The 18608-nt window shown below is 71.9% G+C and carries 2 protein-coding genes (1 of these 2 only partly in view); both read right to left on the bottom strand.

What is annotated here, in order from left to right:
• Positions 1–816, bottom strand: the 5' portion of a protein-coding gene (locus GVY64_RS19575) for a non-ribosomal peptide synthetase (protein ID WP_159843416.1). 24480 nt of this gene lie to the left of the window's left edge; only the first 816 of its 25296 coding nucleotides appear in the window; the start codon lies at positions 814–816; its stop codon lies off the left edge, out of view.
• Complete coding sequence (locus GVY64_RS19570; protein ID WP_236566994.1) at positions 816–18608, bottom strand: non-ribosomal peptide synthase/polyketide synthase; 17793 nt, start codon at positions 18606–18608, stop codon at positions 816–818. Before GVY64_RS19570 ends, GVY64_RS19575 begins: the two co-directional genes overlap by 1 nt.

Below are 18608 nucleotides of genomic sequence, written 5' to 3'. Positions count from 1 at the left end.
CACGATCGCGCGATGCGACACGGCGACGCCCTTCGGCCGGCCGGTGGAGCCGGAGGTGAAGATCACGTAGGCGGTGTGATCGGCCGAGCGGGCGACCGCGGGCGCGTCCGCGGTGGGCGGGCTCGCGAATTCGTCGATCCGCAGCGTGGCGATCGCGGACCCGAAGCCTGGCTCGTCGGACGTGGTGGTCAGCACGACCACCGGCGCGGCGACCGCGAGCACATAGGCGATGCGGTCGGCCGGATGGTCCGGATCGATCGGCAGGTACGCGCCGCCCGCCTTCAGGATCGCGTACATGCCCACCACCAGGTCGATCGAGCGGCGGACGGCCAGACCCACCGGCGTGTCCGGCCGGACGCCGAGTCCGACCAGGTGGTGGGCCAGCGCGTTGACGCGGCCGTCGAATTCGGCATAGGTCAGGGTGGCCCCTGCGTAGTCGAGCGCGATCGCGTCCGGGGTGCGCCGCACCTGCTCCTCGTACACGCTCACCAGCGTCTCCACCGGCGCGGCGGCGGCCGGGGCGTCCGGCGCGGCCGCGAGCGCATCGTCGAGCAGCGCGTCCAGCACCGCGCCGAGCGCGCCGTCACCGGAGTCGAGCAGCGCGGGCAGCCGACCGGACACCACTACCGGGACCAGCGCGTCCGCGCCCATGACCGCGGACAGCGCCGCGATGTCCGCGGCCAGTTCCGCGTAGGTGACGGTCTGCTCCCCGTGGCGCAGCGCCACCCGCTGCGGCTCCCGTCCGGCGACCATGGCGACGAGGCCGGGCAGGTCGTCGATGCCGTAGGCGCGGCGCACGGCGTCTGCGTGGGTCATCAGCGGTTTCCTTCCGAATCGAGGGCCGCCGCCGGGTCGGCGAGCACCGCCTCCGCGGCGGCGGGCAAGGTCTGCAGCAAGGCCGCGAGGCCGCTGCCGCCGAGCGCGGCGAGCAAGCCGGGCACCAGCCCGGCGAGCGAGACATGGATCAGGGCTTCGGGTTTGGCCGCCGCGCCCATCGCCCTGGCGACGGCCGCGAGCTTCGCGTCGAGTTCACCGAAGCGGACCTGCCGATCACCGTGCTCGAACGCGGGCGCGTCGGGGGCGACTTGCGCCGCGCGAGCGATCAGCGCGGGCAGGTCGGCCACCGACGGGGCGGGCCGGGGCCGCCGTTCGTCCGCGGAACGGATGTCTATCGCGCGCACGTCCACGGCCGGATCCGCGGCGACCGTCTCCAGCACTCGCAGCAATCGGTCACCGAACGCCTGCGCGGTCGGCTCGTCGAAGATGTCCGTCGCATAGCCGAAGCGCAGCTCGAGACCGGTGCGCGCGCCGTCGGCGGTGAACCGCTCCAGCACCGTGACCTGCAGGTCGAATTTCGCGTCCGCGAGCGGGAGATCGACCGCCTCGACCGCGAGGCCGGGCAGTTCCACCTCTGCCCGCGGCATGTTCTGGAAGGTGAGCAACACTTGGCACAGCGGCGCGTACGACCCGGAACGGATGACGCCCAGCGCCTCGACCACCTGATCGAACGGCACGTCCGCGTGCGAGAGCGCGGCCAGGTCGCGCCGGGTGGCCCGGCGCAGCAGTTCGGCGAAGCTCGCGCGCGGGTCGACCTCGGTGCGCAACGCCACGGTGTTGACGAACATGCCGACCAGCTCGTCCAGCTCGCGGGCACCGCGTCCGGCGACCGGGACGCCGACCGTGATGTCCCCCGAGCCGGACAGTTTCGCCAGCAGCACCGCGAGCGCGCTGTGCACCAGGGTGAACAGCGTGCCGCCGTGTTCGCGGGCCAGCCGCTCCAGCCGGACGGTGCGCTCGGCGCCGATCTCGCGGAGAACGCTTGCCCCTTGCATGCTTCGGCGTGCCGGGCGCGGACGGTCGGTGGGCAGGGCCAGGATTTCCGGCGCAGCGGCCAATTCGGTTCGCCAGAAGGCGAGTTGGCGCGCCGCCAGGCTGTCCGGATCGGCGGCGTCGCCGAGCATCTCGTGCTGCCAGGCGCTGTAGTCGCGGTATCGGATCGCCGGTGGATCCCATTCCGGCGCGTGTCCGGCGGACCTGGCCGCGTACGCGCGCACCAGGTCGGCGGTCAGTGGCGCGATCGAATACCCGTCCGCAGCGATGTGGTGCAGCACGACCACCAGGACGTGGTCGTCGGCGTCGGTGCCGAACAGGGCGGCGCGCACGGGCGGCGAGGTGGCGAGGTCGAAGCGGAGGGACACGAACTCCGCGATCCGCGTGTCCAGTTCCGCTCGCGGCACCGGGATCGGCGTCAGGCCGACCGGCGATGCGGGCACAACCTCTTGCACGGGTCCCGCCTCGGTATCGGGGTACCTCGTGCGCAGCGTCTCGTGCCGGTCGAGCACATCGCCGACGGCCGCCTCCAGCGCCGCCACGTTCAGCTCGCCGCGCAACCGCAGCGCGGCCGGAATGTGGTAGGCCGACGAATCCGGCGCGAGCCGGTCGACCACCCACATGCGCTGCTGCGCGGGAGCGAGCGGCGCGGGCCCGGCGCAGGCGCGGCGGACCAGTGCGGGCCGGGCCGCGCCGCGCTCGGTGACCGCGAGACGCTCGGCGAGCGCCGCCGGTGTCGGTGCTTCGAACACCGCGGCCACCGGGACATGTCCGCCCAGTGCCGCGCCGAGCCGGGCCGCGAGCCGGGTGGCCATCAGGGAATTGCCGCCCCTGGCGAAGAAGTCGTCGTCCACGCTCACCGCGTCCACGCCGACGACCTCGGCGAACGCTTCCGCGACCAGTCGCTCCAGCGCACCGGCCGGTGCGCGGAAGCCCGCCTCCGCGAACACCGGCTCGGGCAGCGCGGCGCGATCGATCTTGCCGTTGGCCGTCAGCGGCAACGCCACCAGCACGACGACGGCCGCAGGCGTCATATAGCCGGGCAGCAGCGCGGCCACCGCCGCGCGCAGTGACGCGGCGCGTTCGGCGTACGTTCCCGGATCCGCTTCCGGCAGCGCGGCATAAGCGATGAGCCGCGTTCCGGCGCGCTCGTCGGCGCGCGCCACCGCGACCGCCGCGGTCACCCCCGGCTGCCGCAGCAGTGCCGCCTCGACTTCGCCGAGTTCGATGCGGAAGCCGCCGATCTGCACCTGGAAGTCGGCGCGCTCCAAGTAATCCAAGGCGCCGTCGGGACGCCAGCGCACGATGTCGCCGGTGCGGTACATCCGCTCGCCCGCCGCACCGAGTTCCACCGCGAACGGATCGGCCACGAAACGGTCGGCAGTGAGCGCCGGACGGCGCCGGTAGCCGCGGGCCAGCTGCGCACCCGCGAGATACAACTCGCCCGGCACCCCGATCGGCGCGGGCCGCAGCCGCGCGTCCAGCACGTAGACCCGGCTGTTCCAGGCGGGTGACCCGATCGGGACGGTGTGCTCCGGCGGTGTGCGTACCGGGAACGCGGTGATCGACACCGCCGCCTCGGTGGGGCCGTAGAGATTCTCCAACGTGGCTGCGGCTCGGTGGCGGCGCAGGAAGTCCGCGGCCGTCGCGGACGGCAACGCCTCACCGATGGCGAGCACATGCCGCAGCGTCTCCGGCAGCGCGGCGCCCGGCTCCGCCGCCAGCAGCATGCCGATCAGGGCGGGCACCGCGTGCAGCACGGTCACGCCGTGCCGGCGCAACAACGCGCGCAACAGATCCGGGTCGCGTTCGGCCCCGGGCGCGGTGACGATCAGGCGCCCTCCGGTGACCAGCGGAGACCACAACTCCCACACCGACAGATCGAAGGTCGCGGGCGTCTTCAGCAGCACGCGATCGTCCGCGCCGAGGCCGAATCGCTCGGCCAGCCAGGCCAGCTGGTTCACGATCGCGGCGTGCGGGATCGTCACGCCTTTCGGCCGACCCGTGGATCCGGAGGTGAAGACGACGTACGCCGGATGCTCCGGACGCAACGGCCGCGTCCGCTCCGCGTCCGTGATCGGCGTCGCGGCGCACCCGGCGAGGTCGAGTCGATCGATGTCCCACGCGGCGCAGCGGGTTCCGGCGGGCACACCGTCGCGAGAGGTCGTGAGGACGACCGCGGGCGCGGCGACGGACATGATGTGGGCGATCCGTTCGGCCGGATGGTCGGGATCGAGAGGCACATACGCCCCTCCCGCGCTCACCACGGCGTACATCGCGACGACCAGGTCCGGTGCGCGGCGCATCGCCAGCACGACCGTCGATTCCGGGCCGACTCCGGCCGCGATCAGTTTGCGGGCCAGACGGTTCACCCGGTCACCGAACTCGGCGTAGCTCAGCTCGGCTCCGGTCGTCGCGTCCACCAGCGCGACCGCCCTCGGGGTGCGCGCGGTCTGCGCGTCGATCAGATCCGCGAGCGTGGCCCGCGTGACCGGCTGCCGGGTCCGGTTCCATTCGGCGAGCACCAGCGACCGATCGGTGCCGAGCAGATCGATGTCGCCGACCGGGAGGTCGGGCCGGACCGCGACCGTCTCCAGCACCCGGCGCAGCTGGGCGGCGAAACGGAACGCGGTCGGCCGCTCGAACAGATCCGTGGCGTAGCGCAACGCCAAGTCGACGCCGTCGGGCATGCCGTCGGCGTCATAGGCGTCCACCGCGAACAGGTGCAGGTCGAATTGCGCCACGCCTTGGTCGAAGTCGAGTTCGCGGACCTCCAGTTCGGGCAGGCGCAGTTGTCCGCGCTCGTGGTTCTGGAACGAGTAGCCGACCTGGAACAGCGGATGACGGGCGGTCGAGCGCACCGGATTGAGCACTTCCACCAGGCGTTCGAACGGCACGGTCGCGTGTTCGAGCGCCGCGAGGTCGGCGGCGCGGGCACGCGCGAGGAGCCCGGCGAACGACTCGCCGCCGTCGATGCCGACGCGCAGGACGAGGGTGTTGACGAACATTCCGACCACGTCATCGAGTTCGGCCGCGCCGCGTCCGGCCACCGGCGTGCCGATCGCGATGTCGCCGGCGCCGGACCAGCGCGCGAGCAGCACCGCGAACGCGGTGTGCAGCACCATGAACAGCGTCGCGCCGTGCCGCCTGCCGAGGGCGGCGAGATCCGCGTGCAACCGCGCGCCGATCGTCGACGGCACCTGGTCGCCACGCAGGCTCTGCGTCGCCGGACGCGGGCGGTCGGTCGGCAGCGCCAGTTGGTCGGGAAGCCCGGCGAGGGTCTCGGTCCAGAACTCGATCTCGCGGGCCGCCACCGATCCGGCGTCGTCCTCGGCGCCGAGCAGATCGTGTTGCCACAAGGCGTAATCGGCGTACTGCACGGCGAGCGGCGCCCATTCCGGTGCGGCGCCGTCGCGACGCGCGGTATAGGCGACCATCAGGTCCCGCACGAACGGCGCGATGGACGAGCCGTCGGCGGCGATGTGGTGCAGCACCGCGGCGAGCACGAATTCGCTGTGCCCATCCTCCGGGCGTTCGTCCGCTCGCCGCACACGGAACAGTCGTATCCGCACCGGAATCTCGGCGGTGACGTCGAAGGTCGTCTCCGCCAATTCCCGGACACGCTGCGGTATCTCGCATTCCGGAATGTCGATCGGCCGCACTACCGGGGCCGCGTCAGCGGCGTCGACGAACTGCACCGGTTCACCGTCGACCTGCGGATACCGGGTGCGCAGCGCCTCGTGCCGTGCGATCACGTCGGCGAGCGCGGCCTGCAGCGCGGCCACATCCAGCCGGCCGGACAGCCGCAGCGCCACCGGGATGTTGTACGCGGTGGACGACTGGTCGAACCGGTTCAGGAACCACATCCGCTGCTGCGCTGGCGAGAGCGGTATCCGCGCCGGACGCGGCCCGGCCACCAGCGGCGGCCGGGCGCCGCCCATGGCGACCGCGCTAGCCACGGCCGCGAGGTCCGCGACCCGGGGAGCTTCGAACAGCGCCCGCACCCCGACCGTCCGGCCCAGCGCCGCGCCGATCCGGGCGACCGCCTTCGCGGCCAGCAGGGAACTGCCGCCGAGCGCGAAGAAGTCGTCGTCGGCGCCCACCGCCCGGTCCGACCCGAGCACCTCGGCGAACACCTCGGCCACCACGCGTTCGCTCGAGGTGGACGGCGCCCGGTAGGCGGTCGACTCGAACCGCGGTGCGGGCAGCGCCGCACGATCGAGTTTCCCGTTGACGGTCAACGGGATCCGCGGCACCGGCACGATCGCGGCGGGCACCATGTGCTCGGGCAGGCGGCACAGCAGCGCTTGCCGCAACGCGACGGTATCGATCGGCTCGTCGGCGGCCACCACGTACGCGACGATGCGCGGTTCGTCCACCAGGTCGGTGCGCACCACCACGGCGACCTCGCGCACCGCGTCGGACGCGTCGAGCAACGCGGCCTCGATCTCGCCCAGCTCGATGCGGAAGCCGCGCAGATTGACCTGCTGGTCGGCGCGCCCGAGGTACTCCACATCGCCGTCGGGAGTCCAGCGGGCCAGATCGCCGCTGCGGTAGGCGAGCGATCCGTCGCCGGCGTACGGGTCCGCGACGAAGCGGCCCGCGGTCAAGGCGGGGCGGTGCAGGTAGCCGCGCGCCAACTGGCCGCCCGACACGTAGATCTCGCCGGGCACCCCGACCGGTACGGGCCGCAGCCGGTCGTCGAGCAGGCGCACGGTCAACCCGGGCAGCGCGCCGCCGATCACGCTCGCGGAGCCGGTGCGCTTGTCGATCTCGCGATAGGACACGTGCACCGTGGTCTCGGTGATGCCGTACATATTCACCAGGCGGGGCGCGTCCGGGTAGCGGGCGAACCAGCCCGCCAGGCGCTGCGGCTCCAGCGCTTCACCGCCGAAGACGACGGTGCGCAACGCGAACGGCGCGGGTTGCGGCTCGGCGAGATCGGCGGCGACCAGCTGATAGAACGCCGACGGGGTCTGGCTGAGCACGGTGACCCGCTCGGCGATCAGCAGTTCCCGGAACTGCTGCGGGGAGCGCGAGGTGTAGTAGTCGACCACCACCACCGTCGCGCCGGACAGCAGCGGACCCCACAGTTCCCACACCGAGAAGTCGAAGGCGTACGAATGGAACAGGGTCCACACGTCCGCCGGGCCGAAGCCGAACCGCCGCCGCGTGTTGTCCAGCAGCCGCAGCACGTTGCGATGCGGCACCACGACGCCTTTGGGCCTGCCGGTGGAGCCGGAAGTGTAGATGACGTAGGCGACGTGCGCGGAGCGCAGCGGGCCGCGCCGATCGGCGTCGGTGATCGGAGCGCCGCTGAACTCCGCGAGGTTCGGCGCGTCGACGTCGATCACCGGTCCGCCGAACCAGCCGCGCGGCAGCTCGGTGGCGGCGCCCGCGATCGCGCAGATCGGGCGGGCGTCGTCGAGGACGTACTCGATCCGGTCGTCCGGGTAGGCCGGGTCGATCGGCAGGTACCCGCCTCCTGCTTTGAGCACGGCCAGCAGTGCGACCACCAGCTCCGCCGAGCGGGGCAGCGCGACGGCGACCAGCGTCTCCGGGCCGACACCCGCGGCGACCAGCCGCCGCGCCAATCGGTTGGACCAGTCGTCGAGTTCGGCGTAGGCCAGCGACCGCGCGCCGTCTCGAACCGCGACGGCGTGCGGGTCCAGTGCGGCGGCGCGGGCGAAACGCTCGGCCACACTGCCGGTGACGTCGGCGACGTCGTCCCCGCCGACCGGCCATTCGTACAGCGCGCGGTGCTGTTCCTCGGCGCTGAGCAACTGGATGTCGCCCACGACCACGGTGGGGTCGGCGGCGATGGCGGCGAGCACCTGGGTGAACCGCCTGCCGAGCAACTCGATCGACGGCGCGTCGAAAAGGTCGGTGGCGTAGCGGATCTCGACCCGCATGCCGTCGGCGCGGCCGTCCCGGTCGTTGGACTCCAGCACGGTGAACTGGAGGTCGAATTCGGCCACGGGCGCGTCGAACTCCTGCGCGCGCACCCGCAGGCCCGGCAGCTCGAGGTCGGGCAGGGCGAAGTTCTGGAAGGTCAACGCCACTTGGAACAGCGGATGACGGTTGCGCGAGCGGGTGGGCGCGAGTGCCTCGACGAGTCGTTCGAACGGCACGTCGGCGTGCGAGAGCGCGTCCAGGTCCTGGTCGCGCACCGCGTCCAGCACGGTCTCGAACCGCGCCCTGGAGTCGACGGCGGTGCGCAATACCAGCGTGTTGACGAACATGCCGACGAGCCGGTCCAGCGCCGCGTCGCCGCGTCCGGCGACCGGGGTGCCGATCGCGATGTCCGAGCCGCCGGACAGGCGGGCCACCAGCACCGCCAGCGCGGCGTGCACGGTGCTGAACAGCGTGGTCTCCCGTTTGCGCGCCAGCTCGCCCAGTTCGCTGTGCAGATCGGAGTCGATGCGCAGGCGGTGGGTCGCGCCGCGATGGGACGAGATCGCGGGACGCGGGCGATCGGCGGGCAGTTCGAGCTGCTCCGGCAGGCCGTCCAGGGTGCGCCGCCAGTAGTCGAGTTGCCGCTCCGGGTCGGCGGATTCGGCTTGCCAGAGCGCGTAGTCGGCGTACTGCACCGGCAGGGCGTCCCAGGCCGGCGCGGCGGCGGCGCGACGCGCCGAGTAGGCGGTCATCAGGTCCTCGGCCAGCGGTCCGAGGGAGAAGCCGTCCGCGGCGATGTGGTGCAGCACCAGGGCGAGCACGTACTCCGTCTGCGGCGCGTCGTCGATCGCGAACAAGATCGCGCGCAACGGGGTCTGGGTGGTCAGGTCGAAGGGGGTTGCCGCCAGCTCCCCGAGCTGGTGTGCCAGCGCGGTTTCGGTCACCCGCACGACCGGTAGGTCAGGGTCGGCCGAAGCCAGGATCAGTTGTTCCGGGCCTTCCGGGCCGTCGGGGTAGACGGTGCGCAAGGTCTCGTGCCTGGCCACCACGTCGGCCAGGGCCGTGGTCATCGCGGCGAGGTCGAGCTCACCCGAGAGCCGCAACGCGACCGGGATGTTGGCGATCGCGTCGGCCGGACCGGCTTGCTCGTCGGCGTGGAAACGGTTGACGAACCAGATGCGCTGCTGGGCCGGGGACAGCGGCATCCGGTCCGGCCGCGGGCGGGGGCGCAGTGGTGCGCGTCCGCCGTCGCCGCGATGTGCCTCGGCGCGAGCGGCCAGCGCGGCGACGGTCGGCGCGTCGAACAGCATTCGCACCGGCAACTGGGTGTCGAGCGCAGCGCCGAGCCGGGCCGCCGCCCTGGCGGCGGTGAGCGAGTTGCCGCCGAGGGCGAAGAAGTCGTCGTCCATGCCCACCCGGTCGACGCCGAGCAGGTCACCGAACGTGGCGGCGACGAGGTGCTGTACCGGTGTGGCAGGCGCGCGGAACCGCGCGGACGCGACCACGGGCGCCGGTAGCGCGCGACGGTCCAGCTTGCCGGAGGCGTTGAGCGGGAACTCGGTCAGCACGACGTAGGCCGAGGGGACCATGTACGCCGGTAGTCGCCGGGTGAGCGCCGCTTCGACCGCGCTCGGATCCAGGCTCGTCCCGGATGTCTCGATCAGGTAGGCGACGAGGCGTTCACCGGTTCCGGAGTCGTTGCGCACCACCACGACGGCTTGCGCGATCTCGTCCAGCCCGGTCAGCGCCTGCTCGATCTCACCGAGTTCGATCCGCAGACCACGCAACTTCACCTGGAAGTCCGTGCGGCCCAAATACTCCAACTCACCGTGCTCGGTCCACGCCACCAAGTCACCCGTGCGATACATCCGCGCACCCGGCTCGCCGTACGGGTTGGCCACGAACCGGTCACTCGTCAGATCCGGACGCGCGACATAACCCCGCGCAAGCTGCACACCCGCCAGATACAACTCACCCGCCACACCCACCGGAACCGGACGCAACCGAGCATCCAACACGAACACCTGCGTGTTGAACACCGGCGCACCGATCGGCACCGACTCGATATCAGCATCCACGACCTCGTGGAACGTGACATCGACCGCCGCTTCGGTCGGACCGTAGAGGTTGTGCAACGCCGCACCGGTCAACTCACGCAAACGATGCGCGGGCTTGGGCGCCAACGCCTCACCCGAAGCGAACACCAGCCGCAACGAAACACACTGCGCCGCAGCCGCATCCGCGACGAACACCGCCAGCATCGACGGCACGAAATGGGTGACCGTCACCAGTTCGGCGCTGATGACCTCGGCCAGGTACGCGGGGTCACGATGCCCATCCGGCTTCGCCACCACCAAGCGCGCGCCGACCTGCAACGGCCAGAAGAACTCCCACACCGACACATCGAACGTGGCAGGCGTCTTCTGCAACACCACATCGGCGCCGGTCAACCGGTAGACGGTCTGCATCCACACCAGACGGTTCACGATCGCCGCATGCGAGACCGCCACACCCTTCGGACGACCCGTCGAACCCGACGTGAAGATCACATACGCCGTGTTCGACGGCGTGAGCGTCCCGAGCCGGTCCGCATCGGTCAGCGGTCCGCCGGAATAGTCCTCGGTATCGAACAGGTCGACATCCAGCACCGCCCACAGCCCGCTGCCCTCGGCCGAAGAGGACAGTTCGAGCCCGTCCTCGGAACGTGTCAGCACGCACACCGGACGCACGGTCCGCAGCACGTCGGCAACCCGCTCGGCCGGATGTCCCGGATCGATCGGCACATAGGTCCCGCCCGCCGCGAGCACCGCGTAGAGGGCCACGACGAGATCGATCGACCGCTGCATGCCCACTGCCACGGGCGTGTCCGGCCGCACGCCGACGGACACCAGCAGCCTGGCCAGCCGGCGCACTCGGTGCGCGAACTCGGCGTAGGTGAGCGATTCGCCCTCGAAGGTGAGCGCGATCGCGTCGGGCGTCCGCGCCGCCTGTGCTTCGAACAGCGACACCAGCGTCGCTTCCGGATCCACCGGGTGGCCGGTGGCATTCCAGGCGTCCAGGACGAGGGCGCGTTCCCCCGGGCCGAGCACGTCGATCGCCTCCAGCGACACCTGCGGGTCGGCGACCACCGCGTCCAGCACCCGGCGCAAGCGCAGCGCGAACGATGCGACGGTGGCCGCGTCGAACAGGTCGGTCGCATATTCGAAGCTCGCGGTGAGGGCACCGTCCGGCGCTTCCGCCACGGACAGGTGCAGGTCGAATTTCGCTGTCCGGGTGTCGGCATCGAGCCGCGATACGGCCAGGCCGGGCAGCTCGAGTTCGGTCCGCGCGGTGTTCTGCCAGTCGAGCATCACCTGGAACAGCGGATGCCTGGACGCCGACCGCTCCGGCGCCAGTACCTCGACCAGGCGCTCGAACGGGGCGTCGGCGTGGGCGAAGGCGGCCAGATCGCGCTCGCGGATCGCCGCGACGAACTCGGTGAACGTCAGCTCGGGCCGGACGTCGGCGCGCAGCACGACGGTGTTGACGAACATGCCGACCAGCTCGTCCAGCGCAGGGTCACCGCGACCGGCCACGGGGGTGCCGAGCACGATGTCCCGCTGCCCGGACAACGTGGCCAGCAGTGTGGCGAACGCCGCGTGCAACACCATGAACAGCGAGGCGTTCGCCGCGTCGGCGATCTCCCGCAACCGGCGCCGCGTCGCGGCCTCGATGGTGAACGCGTGGCGCGCGCCGTGACCCGACGCGACGGCGGGACGCGGCCGATCCGCAGGCAGCGCCGACACATCCGGCAGACCCGCCAGCTCGCCGCGCCAGAACCGGATCTGTCCGGCCAGCACCGAATCCGGATCGTCCTCGGACCCGAGAGTCTCGCGCTGCCACAACGCGTAATCGGCGTAGTGGACGCCCAAGGGCGTCCAGTCGGGTGCGGCGCCCGCGCGACGAGCGCTGTAGGCGCGCATGAGATCACGGGTGAGCGGTGCGAGCGACCAGCCGTCGGCGCTGATGTGGTGCAGTGCGACGACGAGCACGTGATGGTCGTCGCCGAGACACAGCAGAGCGAGGCGCACCGGCGGCTCGGCATCCACCCGGAAGGGGATTCCCACCAGTTCGTGGATCCGCTCCGGCAACAGCCGCTCGTCGAGCGTTTCCGCGACCAGCTCGACGCGCGCCTCGTCGACCGGGAGCACCAATTGATACGGAATGCCCTCCGCCGCAGGGAAAATGGTGCGCAGTGACTCGTGTCTGGCCAGCACATCGGCGGCCGCGTCGGCCAGCGCCGCCCGATCGAGCGCCCCGCGCAACCGGATGGCGGCGACCAAATTGTCGGCCACCGACGCGGTGTCGAACTGGTTGAGGAACCACATACGCTGCTGCGCGTACGACAGCGGGACGCGCGTCGGACGCGGCCCCGCGACCAGCGGCGCCCGGTTGTGCGCCCGGCCGCCGCCGGACAGGTGCGCGGCCAGCGCCGCCACGGTCGGATACTCGAACAACGCCCGCACCGGCACCTCGGTGTCCATGGCGTCCGCCAAGCGGGCCGCGATCTGCGTGGCGACCAGCGAATTTCCGCCCAAGGCGAAGAAGTCGTCGTCCGAGCCGACCGGGTCGACACCCAAGACCTGCCCGAACACCGCGGCGACGGTCCGCTCCCCCGGCGTGCCGGGCGCACGGAAGGTCTTGGTGACCGGTTGCGGGTCGGGCAGTGCCGTGCGGTCCAGCTTGCCGGAGGAAGTGAGCGGCATGGCGGCCAGCGCGACGTACGCGGTGGGCACCATGTACGAGGGCAGCACCTTGCGCAGCCGCTGCTCCAGCTCGGCGGCCAGGCGATCCGGGGCGACGGCGCAGACCACGTAGGCGGCCAGCGTCTCGCCGGAGGGCAGGCTGACGACCCGCGCCGCCGCCGCGCGCACGTCGTCCATGGCGAGCAGGGCGGCTTCGATCTCACCGAGTTCGATCCGCTGCCCACGCAGTTTCACCTGGAAATCGCTGCGGCCCAGATACTCCAGCGCGCCGTCCCTACGGCGCACCAGGTCTCCGGTCCGGTACATCCGGCTGCCCGCCGGTCCGTGCGGGTCGGCGACGAAACGCTCCGCGCTCAGGCCGGCGCGGCCGTGGTAGCCGCGCGCCAGCTGCACGCCGGACAGGTACAGCTCGCCGACCACGGCGTCCGGAACCGGTCGCAACCGCGCGTCGAGGACCACGGCCCGGCTACCCGGTACCGGACGCCCGATCGGCGCCGGGCCGCCAACGGCCGGGTCGACGGGGGCATGCGTGGCGTGCACGGTGAATTCGGTGGGGCCGTATAGGTTGTACAGCCGCGCGCGGCTCACCGCGGCGAACGCGGCGGCGGCCTCGCCGGTCATCGCCTCGCCCGCGACCAGCACGGTGCGCAGCGAGGCGATCGCCTCCGGCGCGGCGGCGGCGAACACCGTGAGCATGGACGGGACGAACGAGGTCATCGTGACCCGGTGCGCGGCGATGGCCTTCGCGAGGTAGCGGGGGTCGCGATGTCCGTCGTGGTCGGCGACGACGATCCGCGCGCCGCGGGTGAGCGGCGCGAACAACTCCCACACCGAGACGTCGAAGGTGGCCGGGGTCTTGAACAGCACGACGTCGTTCGCATCGATCCGGTATTCGTCCGCCAGCCATCGGATCTGGTTGACCGCCGAGTCGTGCTGCACCGCGACGCCTTTGGGGCGGCCGGTCGAACCGGAGGTGAAAATGACGTACGCGATACCGGATGCGCGCAAGGGCGCGGTGCGGTGGGCGTCGACGACCGGCGCGTCGGAGTACTCCGTGACGTCCGGGGCATCGACCACAACGACCGGAAGCACGCTACGCTCCGCGAACTCCTCCGTCCGGCCGTCACTGGTGCGGGCCAGCAGGCAGACCGGGCGCGCCGCGGCGATCACCTGCGCGATCCGGGCCGCGGGCTGGTCCGGATCCACCGGCACGTACGCGCCACCCGCGGTCAGCACCGCGTACGCCGCCACCACGAAATCGATCGAGCGCCGCATACCGAGCACGACCGTCCGCTCCGGGCCGACACCCGCGGCGATCAACCGGCGCGCCAGCCGGTTGACCGCGCCCGCGAACTCCGCATAGCTCAACTGCCGCTCGTCGTCGAGCACCGCGACCCCGCCCGGCGTGCGCCGCACCTGTGTCTCGAAGGCGGTGAGCACCGTCTCCGCCGGGTCCTGGACGCCGACGGGAGCCTGCCCTGCCGCGAGAGCGCGCGCTCGCCCGTCGTGGTCGAGCAGCGGCAGATCGCGCACCGCGATCCCGGGATCGGCGGTGATGGCGTCCAGGAAGCCGATCAGCGCACGGGCGTAGCCCGCGATGGTGGCCGAGTCGAACAGATCCGTGGCGTAAGTGAATTCGGCGGGAACCCCCGCCGGTGCCGAACCTTCCCCGAGTCCGGCGCCGGCGGAGTTCTCGGTGACCGTGAGCTGGAGATCGAGCTTGGTCACACCGGTCTCCAGGGTACTGGTGGCGACCGACAGTTCGGGCAGTTCGACGGCGATTGCCTCGGCGTTGTCGAAGGCGAGCAGCACTTGGAACAACGGATGGCGGGCCTGCGAGCGCGGCGGATCCAGCGCCGCGACCACCTGCTCGAACGGCAGCTCGGCGTGGCCGAAGGCGGCGAGATCCCGCTCGCGCACGTGGGCGAGCAGTTCGGTGAACGGCGCGGCGGCGTCGACCCGGGTGCGCAGGGCCAGGGTGTTGACGAACATGCCGATCAGCTCGTCGAGCGCGCGGTCGCCCCGGCCCGCGACCGGGGTACCGATCACGATGTCCGCGCTGCCGGACAGGCGCGACAGCAGCGCGGCCAGTGCGGCGTGCGTCAGCATGAAGGTCGACACGCCCTGCGCGCGGGCGAGTTCGCCCATTCGCGAGATCACTTCGCCGGGCAGCTCGAAGCCGAATGTCGCGCCCCGGCCGGAGGCGACCGCCGGGCGGGGCCGGTCGGCGGGCAGGTCGAGCTGGTCGGGCGCGCCCGCCAGCGCTCCGGTCCAGAACGACAGCTGGGCGGCGGCGAACGGATCGCCTGCGGAGCCGAGCAGTTCGAGCTGCCAGAGGCTGTAGTCGGCGTACTGGACCGGCAGCGGGGCCCACGCGGGCGCGACACCGCCCCGACGCGCCTCGTAGGCGGTCATCACGTCGCGGGCGAGCACCCGCAGCGACAACCCGTCGGCGGCGATGTGGTGCAAGACGAGCGCCAAGGCGTGGCTGCCGTCGTCCACCGCGAAGATCCGGGCCCGGATCGGGATCTCGCGCTCCAAGTCGAAGCCGCGCGCGGCGAACGCGCGCAGACACGCGCCGAGCTCGTCGGCGGTGATCGCCTCCGGTGCGCCTGCCACCTCGGCCACCGACAGCACGACCTGCTGTGCGGTCGGGCCACCGCCGTCGCCGGGCGGCAGCGCGGGGAAGATCGTGCGCAGCACCTCGTGGCGGATGACCACGTCCCCGAGCGCCTGACGCAGGGCCGTGGCGTCCACCACGCCGCGCAGCCGCACCACGAACGGCATGTTGTAGCTCGCGCCGGAGCGCTCGAACCGGTTGAGGAACCAGATGCGCTGCTGCGCCGGGGAAAGCGGAACCAGCGGCGGCCGTGGCCGTGCCCGCAGCTGCGCGACCAAGGACGCGCCGCCGGATCCACCGGCCCGCTCGACGAATCCGGCGAGTTCGGCCACCGTGCAGGCGGCGAATACGTCACGGACCCCGAGCGGGCAGTTCAGGTCGGCGGACAGCCGGGCGGCCACCTGCGTGGCCACCAGACTGTTTCCGCCGAGTGCGAAGAAGTCGTCGTTGCGACCGACCTGCTTGTTACCGAGCACTTCGCCGAACACCCGCGCGACCGCCCACTCCACCGGTGTGGCAGGTGGGACGTAACCGGACGAAACCCTGCTGGGAGCGGGTAGCGCACGGCGATCCAACTTCCCCGAGGCGTTCACCGGCAGTGTGTCCAGCACCACGTAGACCGCGGGCACCATATACCCGGGCAGTGCCCGCGCCGCCGCGGCACGCAGCAGCTCAGGCCGCACCGCGTCCGGCTCCGCCGCCACCACGTAGGCCACCAACCGCGCGCCGACCCCCGCGTCGTCGCGCACCACGACCACCGCGCGCGCCACCGCGTCCACCCTGGCCAGCACGGCCTCGATCTCGCCGAGTTCGATGCGCAGGCCGCGCAGCTTGACCTGGAAATCGGTGCGTCCGAGGTACTCCAGTTCGCCGTGCGTGGTCCAGCGCACGAGGTCACCGGTGCGATACATCCGGTCCCCCGCCCGTGCGGGCCCGTTCGGTCCGCCGAACGGGTCGGCCACGAAACGCGCCGCGGTCAGCTCCGGGCGCGCGACATAGCCCCGGGCGAGCTGTACCCCCGACAGATACAGCTCACCCGGCGCCCCGACCGGTACCGGCCGCAGCCGCGAATCGAGGACGTAGAGCCTGGTGTTGAACACCGGCGCGCCGATCGGCACCGAGAGGGTATCGGTGTCGGTGACTTCGTGAAAGGTGACGTCGACCGCTGCTTCCGTCGGACCATACAGATTGTGCAGGCGAACGCCGGTCAGGGCGCGCAGCCGCTGGGCGAGCGCGGCGGGCAGCGCCTCCCCGGAGGCGAACACCGTGCGCAGCGGCGTACGGAGCACGGCGTCCTGATCGGCGAGGAACGCCTCGAGCATCGACGGCACGAAATGCGCTGTGGTGACCCGGTATTCGTCGATGACGCGGCGCAGATAAGCGGGATCGCGGTGCCCGTCCGGCTGGGCGAGCACCAGCGTCGCGCCGATCTGTAGCGGCCAGAAGAATTCCCACACCGACACGTCGAACGTAGCCGGGGTCTTCTGCAGCACAACATCTTCGGTGGATAGTCGATAGGTCTGCTGCATCCACACCAGCCGGTTCACGATGGCGCGGTGGGTGATCGCGACGCCCTTGGGCAGACCGGTCGATCCGGAGGTGAAGATCACATACGCCGGATGCTCCGGCCGCAGGGCCGCGACGCGTTCCCGGTCCCAGATCGGCCCCGCTCCGACCGTCCCGTCGGCTTGGTCCACCCGCACCGCGGGCAAACCCGACAGCTCCTGCGGCTGGTCCGGCCCAGCGGTCAGCACGCAGGCCGGGCGGGCCGTGGCCAGAATGTGCGCGGTGCGCTCCGGCGGATGGTCCGGATCCAGCGGCAGGTAGGCGCCGCCCGCCGCGAGCACCGCGTACATGGCGATCACCAGTTCCGGCGACCGCGGCAGGCGCAGCGCGACCAGTGTCTCGGGTCCGACGCCGAGCGCTATGAGCCGCCGGGCGAGCCGGTTGCTGCGCGCGGCGAGTTCGCGGTAGGTCAGGTCCGGCGCACCGGCGGCCCGCAGCGCCACCGCGCTCGGCGTGCGGGCCGCCTGCGCCTCGAACATCGACACCAGCGTCGCCACGGGAGCGAAGCCCGCCGAGCGACCCGGCAGCTGCGCTTCCACGTCGAATCCCGTCTCGTTCCAGATCCGGGTGCTGACCTCGAGTTCCAGCTCGGTCGCGACGTCGACGGCGGCGAGCGCGGTATCCGGCTCGGTGGCGGCCAAGCGCTCCAGATAGCGGAGGAACCGGGCGTGCTGCCGTGCGACATCGTCGGCGGTGTACAGGTACGGATTGGCCTCGAAGTCGACGTGCACCCGGTCCCGGTCGCCGTAGTAGACAGTGAGGCCGAGGTCCTCGACCGGACCGGTGGACAACACGTGATAGCGGCCCACGGTCGCGCCGAGGGTGAGATCGCTGCGGAACAGCATGATGTTGGCCAGCGGCCCGAACAGCCCGCGGTGTGCGAGACCGGCGGCGCGCTCGGCGTCGCGCCGGATGTCCTCGTGCCGGTAGCGCTGGTGGCGCAGCGCGCCCGCCACCTCGACGCGGGTGGCGCGCAACAGTTCGCCCCAGGTTCCGTCGACCGGCACCCGCAGCGGCACGATGTTCGACAGCATGCCCGCCGAGCGCCGCAGCGCCGCGGTGGTGCGCCCGGTCACCGGCAGGCTCAGCACCGCCTCGTCCCGGTCGGTCAGCCGGCCGAGGTAAGCGGCGAACGCCGCGAGCAGCACCACCGCGAGTGTCGAATCATGCTCGGCCGCAAGCGCGTTCATCCGGTCGACCAGTTCCGGCGCGAGCGCTCGGCCGGCGACGATATTGGCCGCGCGCCGCGGCGCGGCGCGACCGCAGAGGCCGACCGCGCCGTCCAGTCCGGGCACCCGCGCGGCCCAGTGCGCGCGATCGGACTCGAATCGGGGGCTGTCGCGGTAGGCGAGTTCGGCTGCGGTCAGCGCGGCGAGCGGCTCGGGCCGCACGGCCGAGGGTTCGGTGCCGAGGATCCGCGCGGTGTACCGCTCGGCCACCCGCGTGGTGTTGGTGAGCGCGCCGTAGCCGTCCAGCACGATGTGATGGGCCCGCAGATACCAGAAGTACCGGCGCTCGGCGACGCGCAGTACGGCGCCCGCGAACAGCCGGTCGGCGAGCAGGTCGACCGGCGCGCTCGCGTCGGCGCGCATCCAGGCGTGCGCGGCCGCCACCGGGTCCCCCTGGTCGCGCAGGTCGATCAGCGGGATGTCGACGGACAGCCCGGAGTCGACGCACTGGTGCGGGACGCCGCCGGATTCGCCGAGCCGCACCAGCACCGACTCGTACTCGCGCGCCGCCTCGACCGAGACCTCCTGCAGCAGCTCGGCGCTCAGTTCGCCCCGCACGTCCACGTACTGGGCGACGTTGATCGGCACGTCCGGCTGGAGCAGCTGCGCGTACCAGACACCGAGTTGCGCGGGCGCCAGGGCGAACGGCTCGGGTGCGTCCTGGGAGGGCTGTGCGGAACGCTGCGGCAACGCGCTGAACCCACCCAACTCCGTATCGTGCAC

Origin of the sequence: Nocardia sp. CY41 (assembly GCF_009829325.1) — a bacterium.
Taxonomy (GTDB): Bacteria; Actinomycetota; Actinomycetes; order Mycobacteriales; family Mycobacteriaceae; genus Nocardia.
This window is presented reverse-complemented; position numbering and strand designations above follow the sequence as displayed.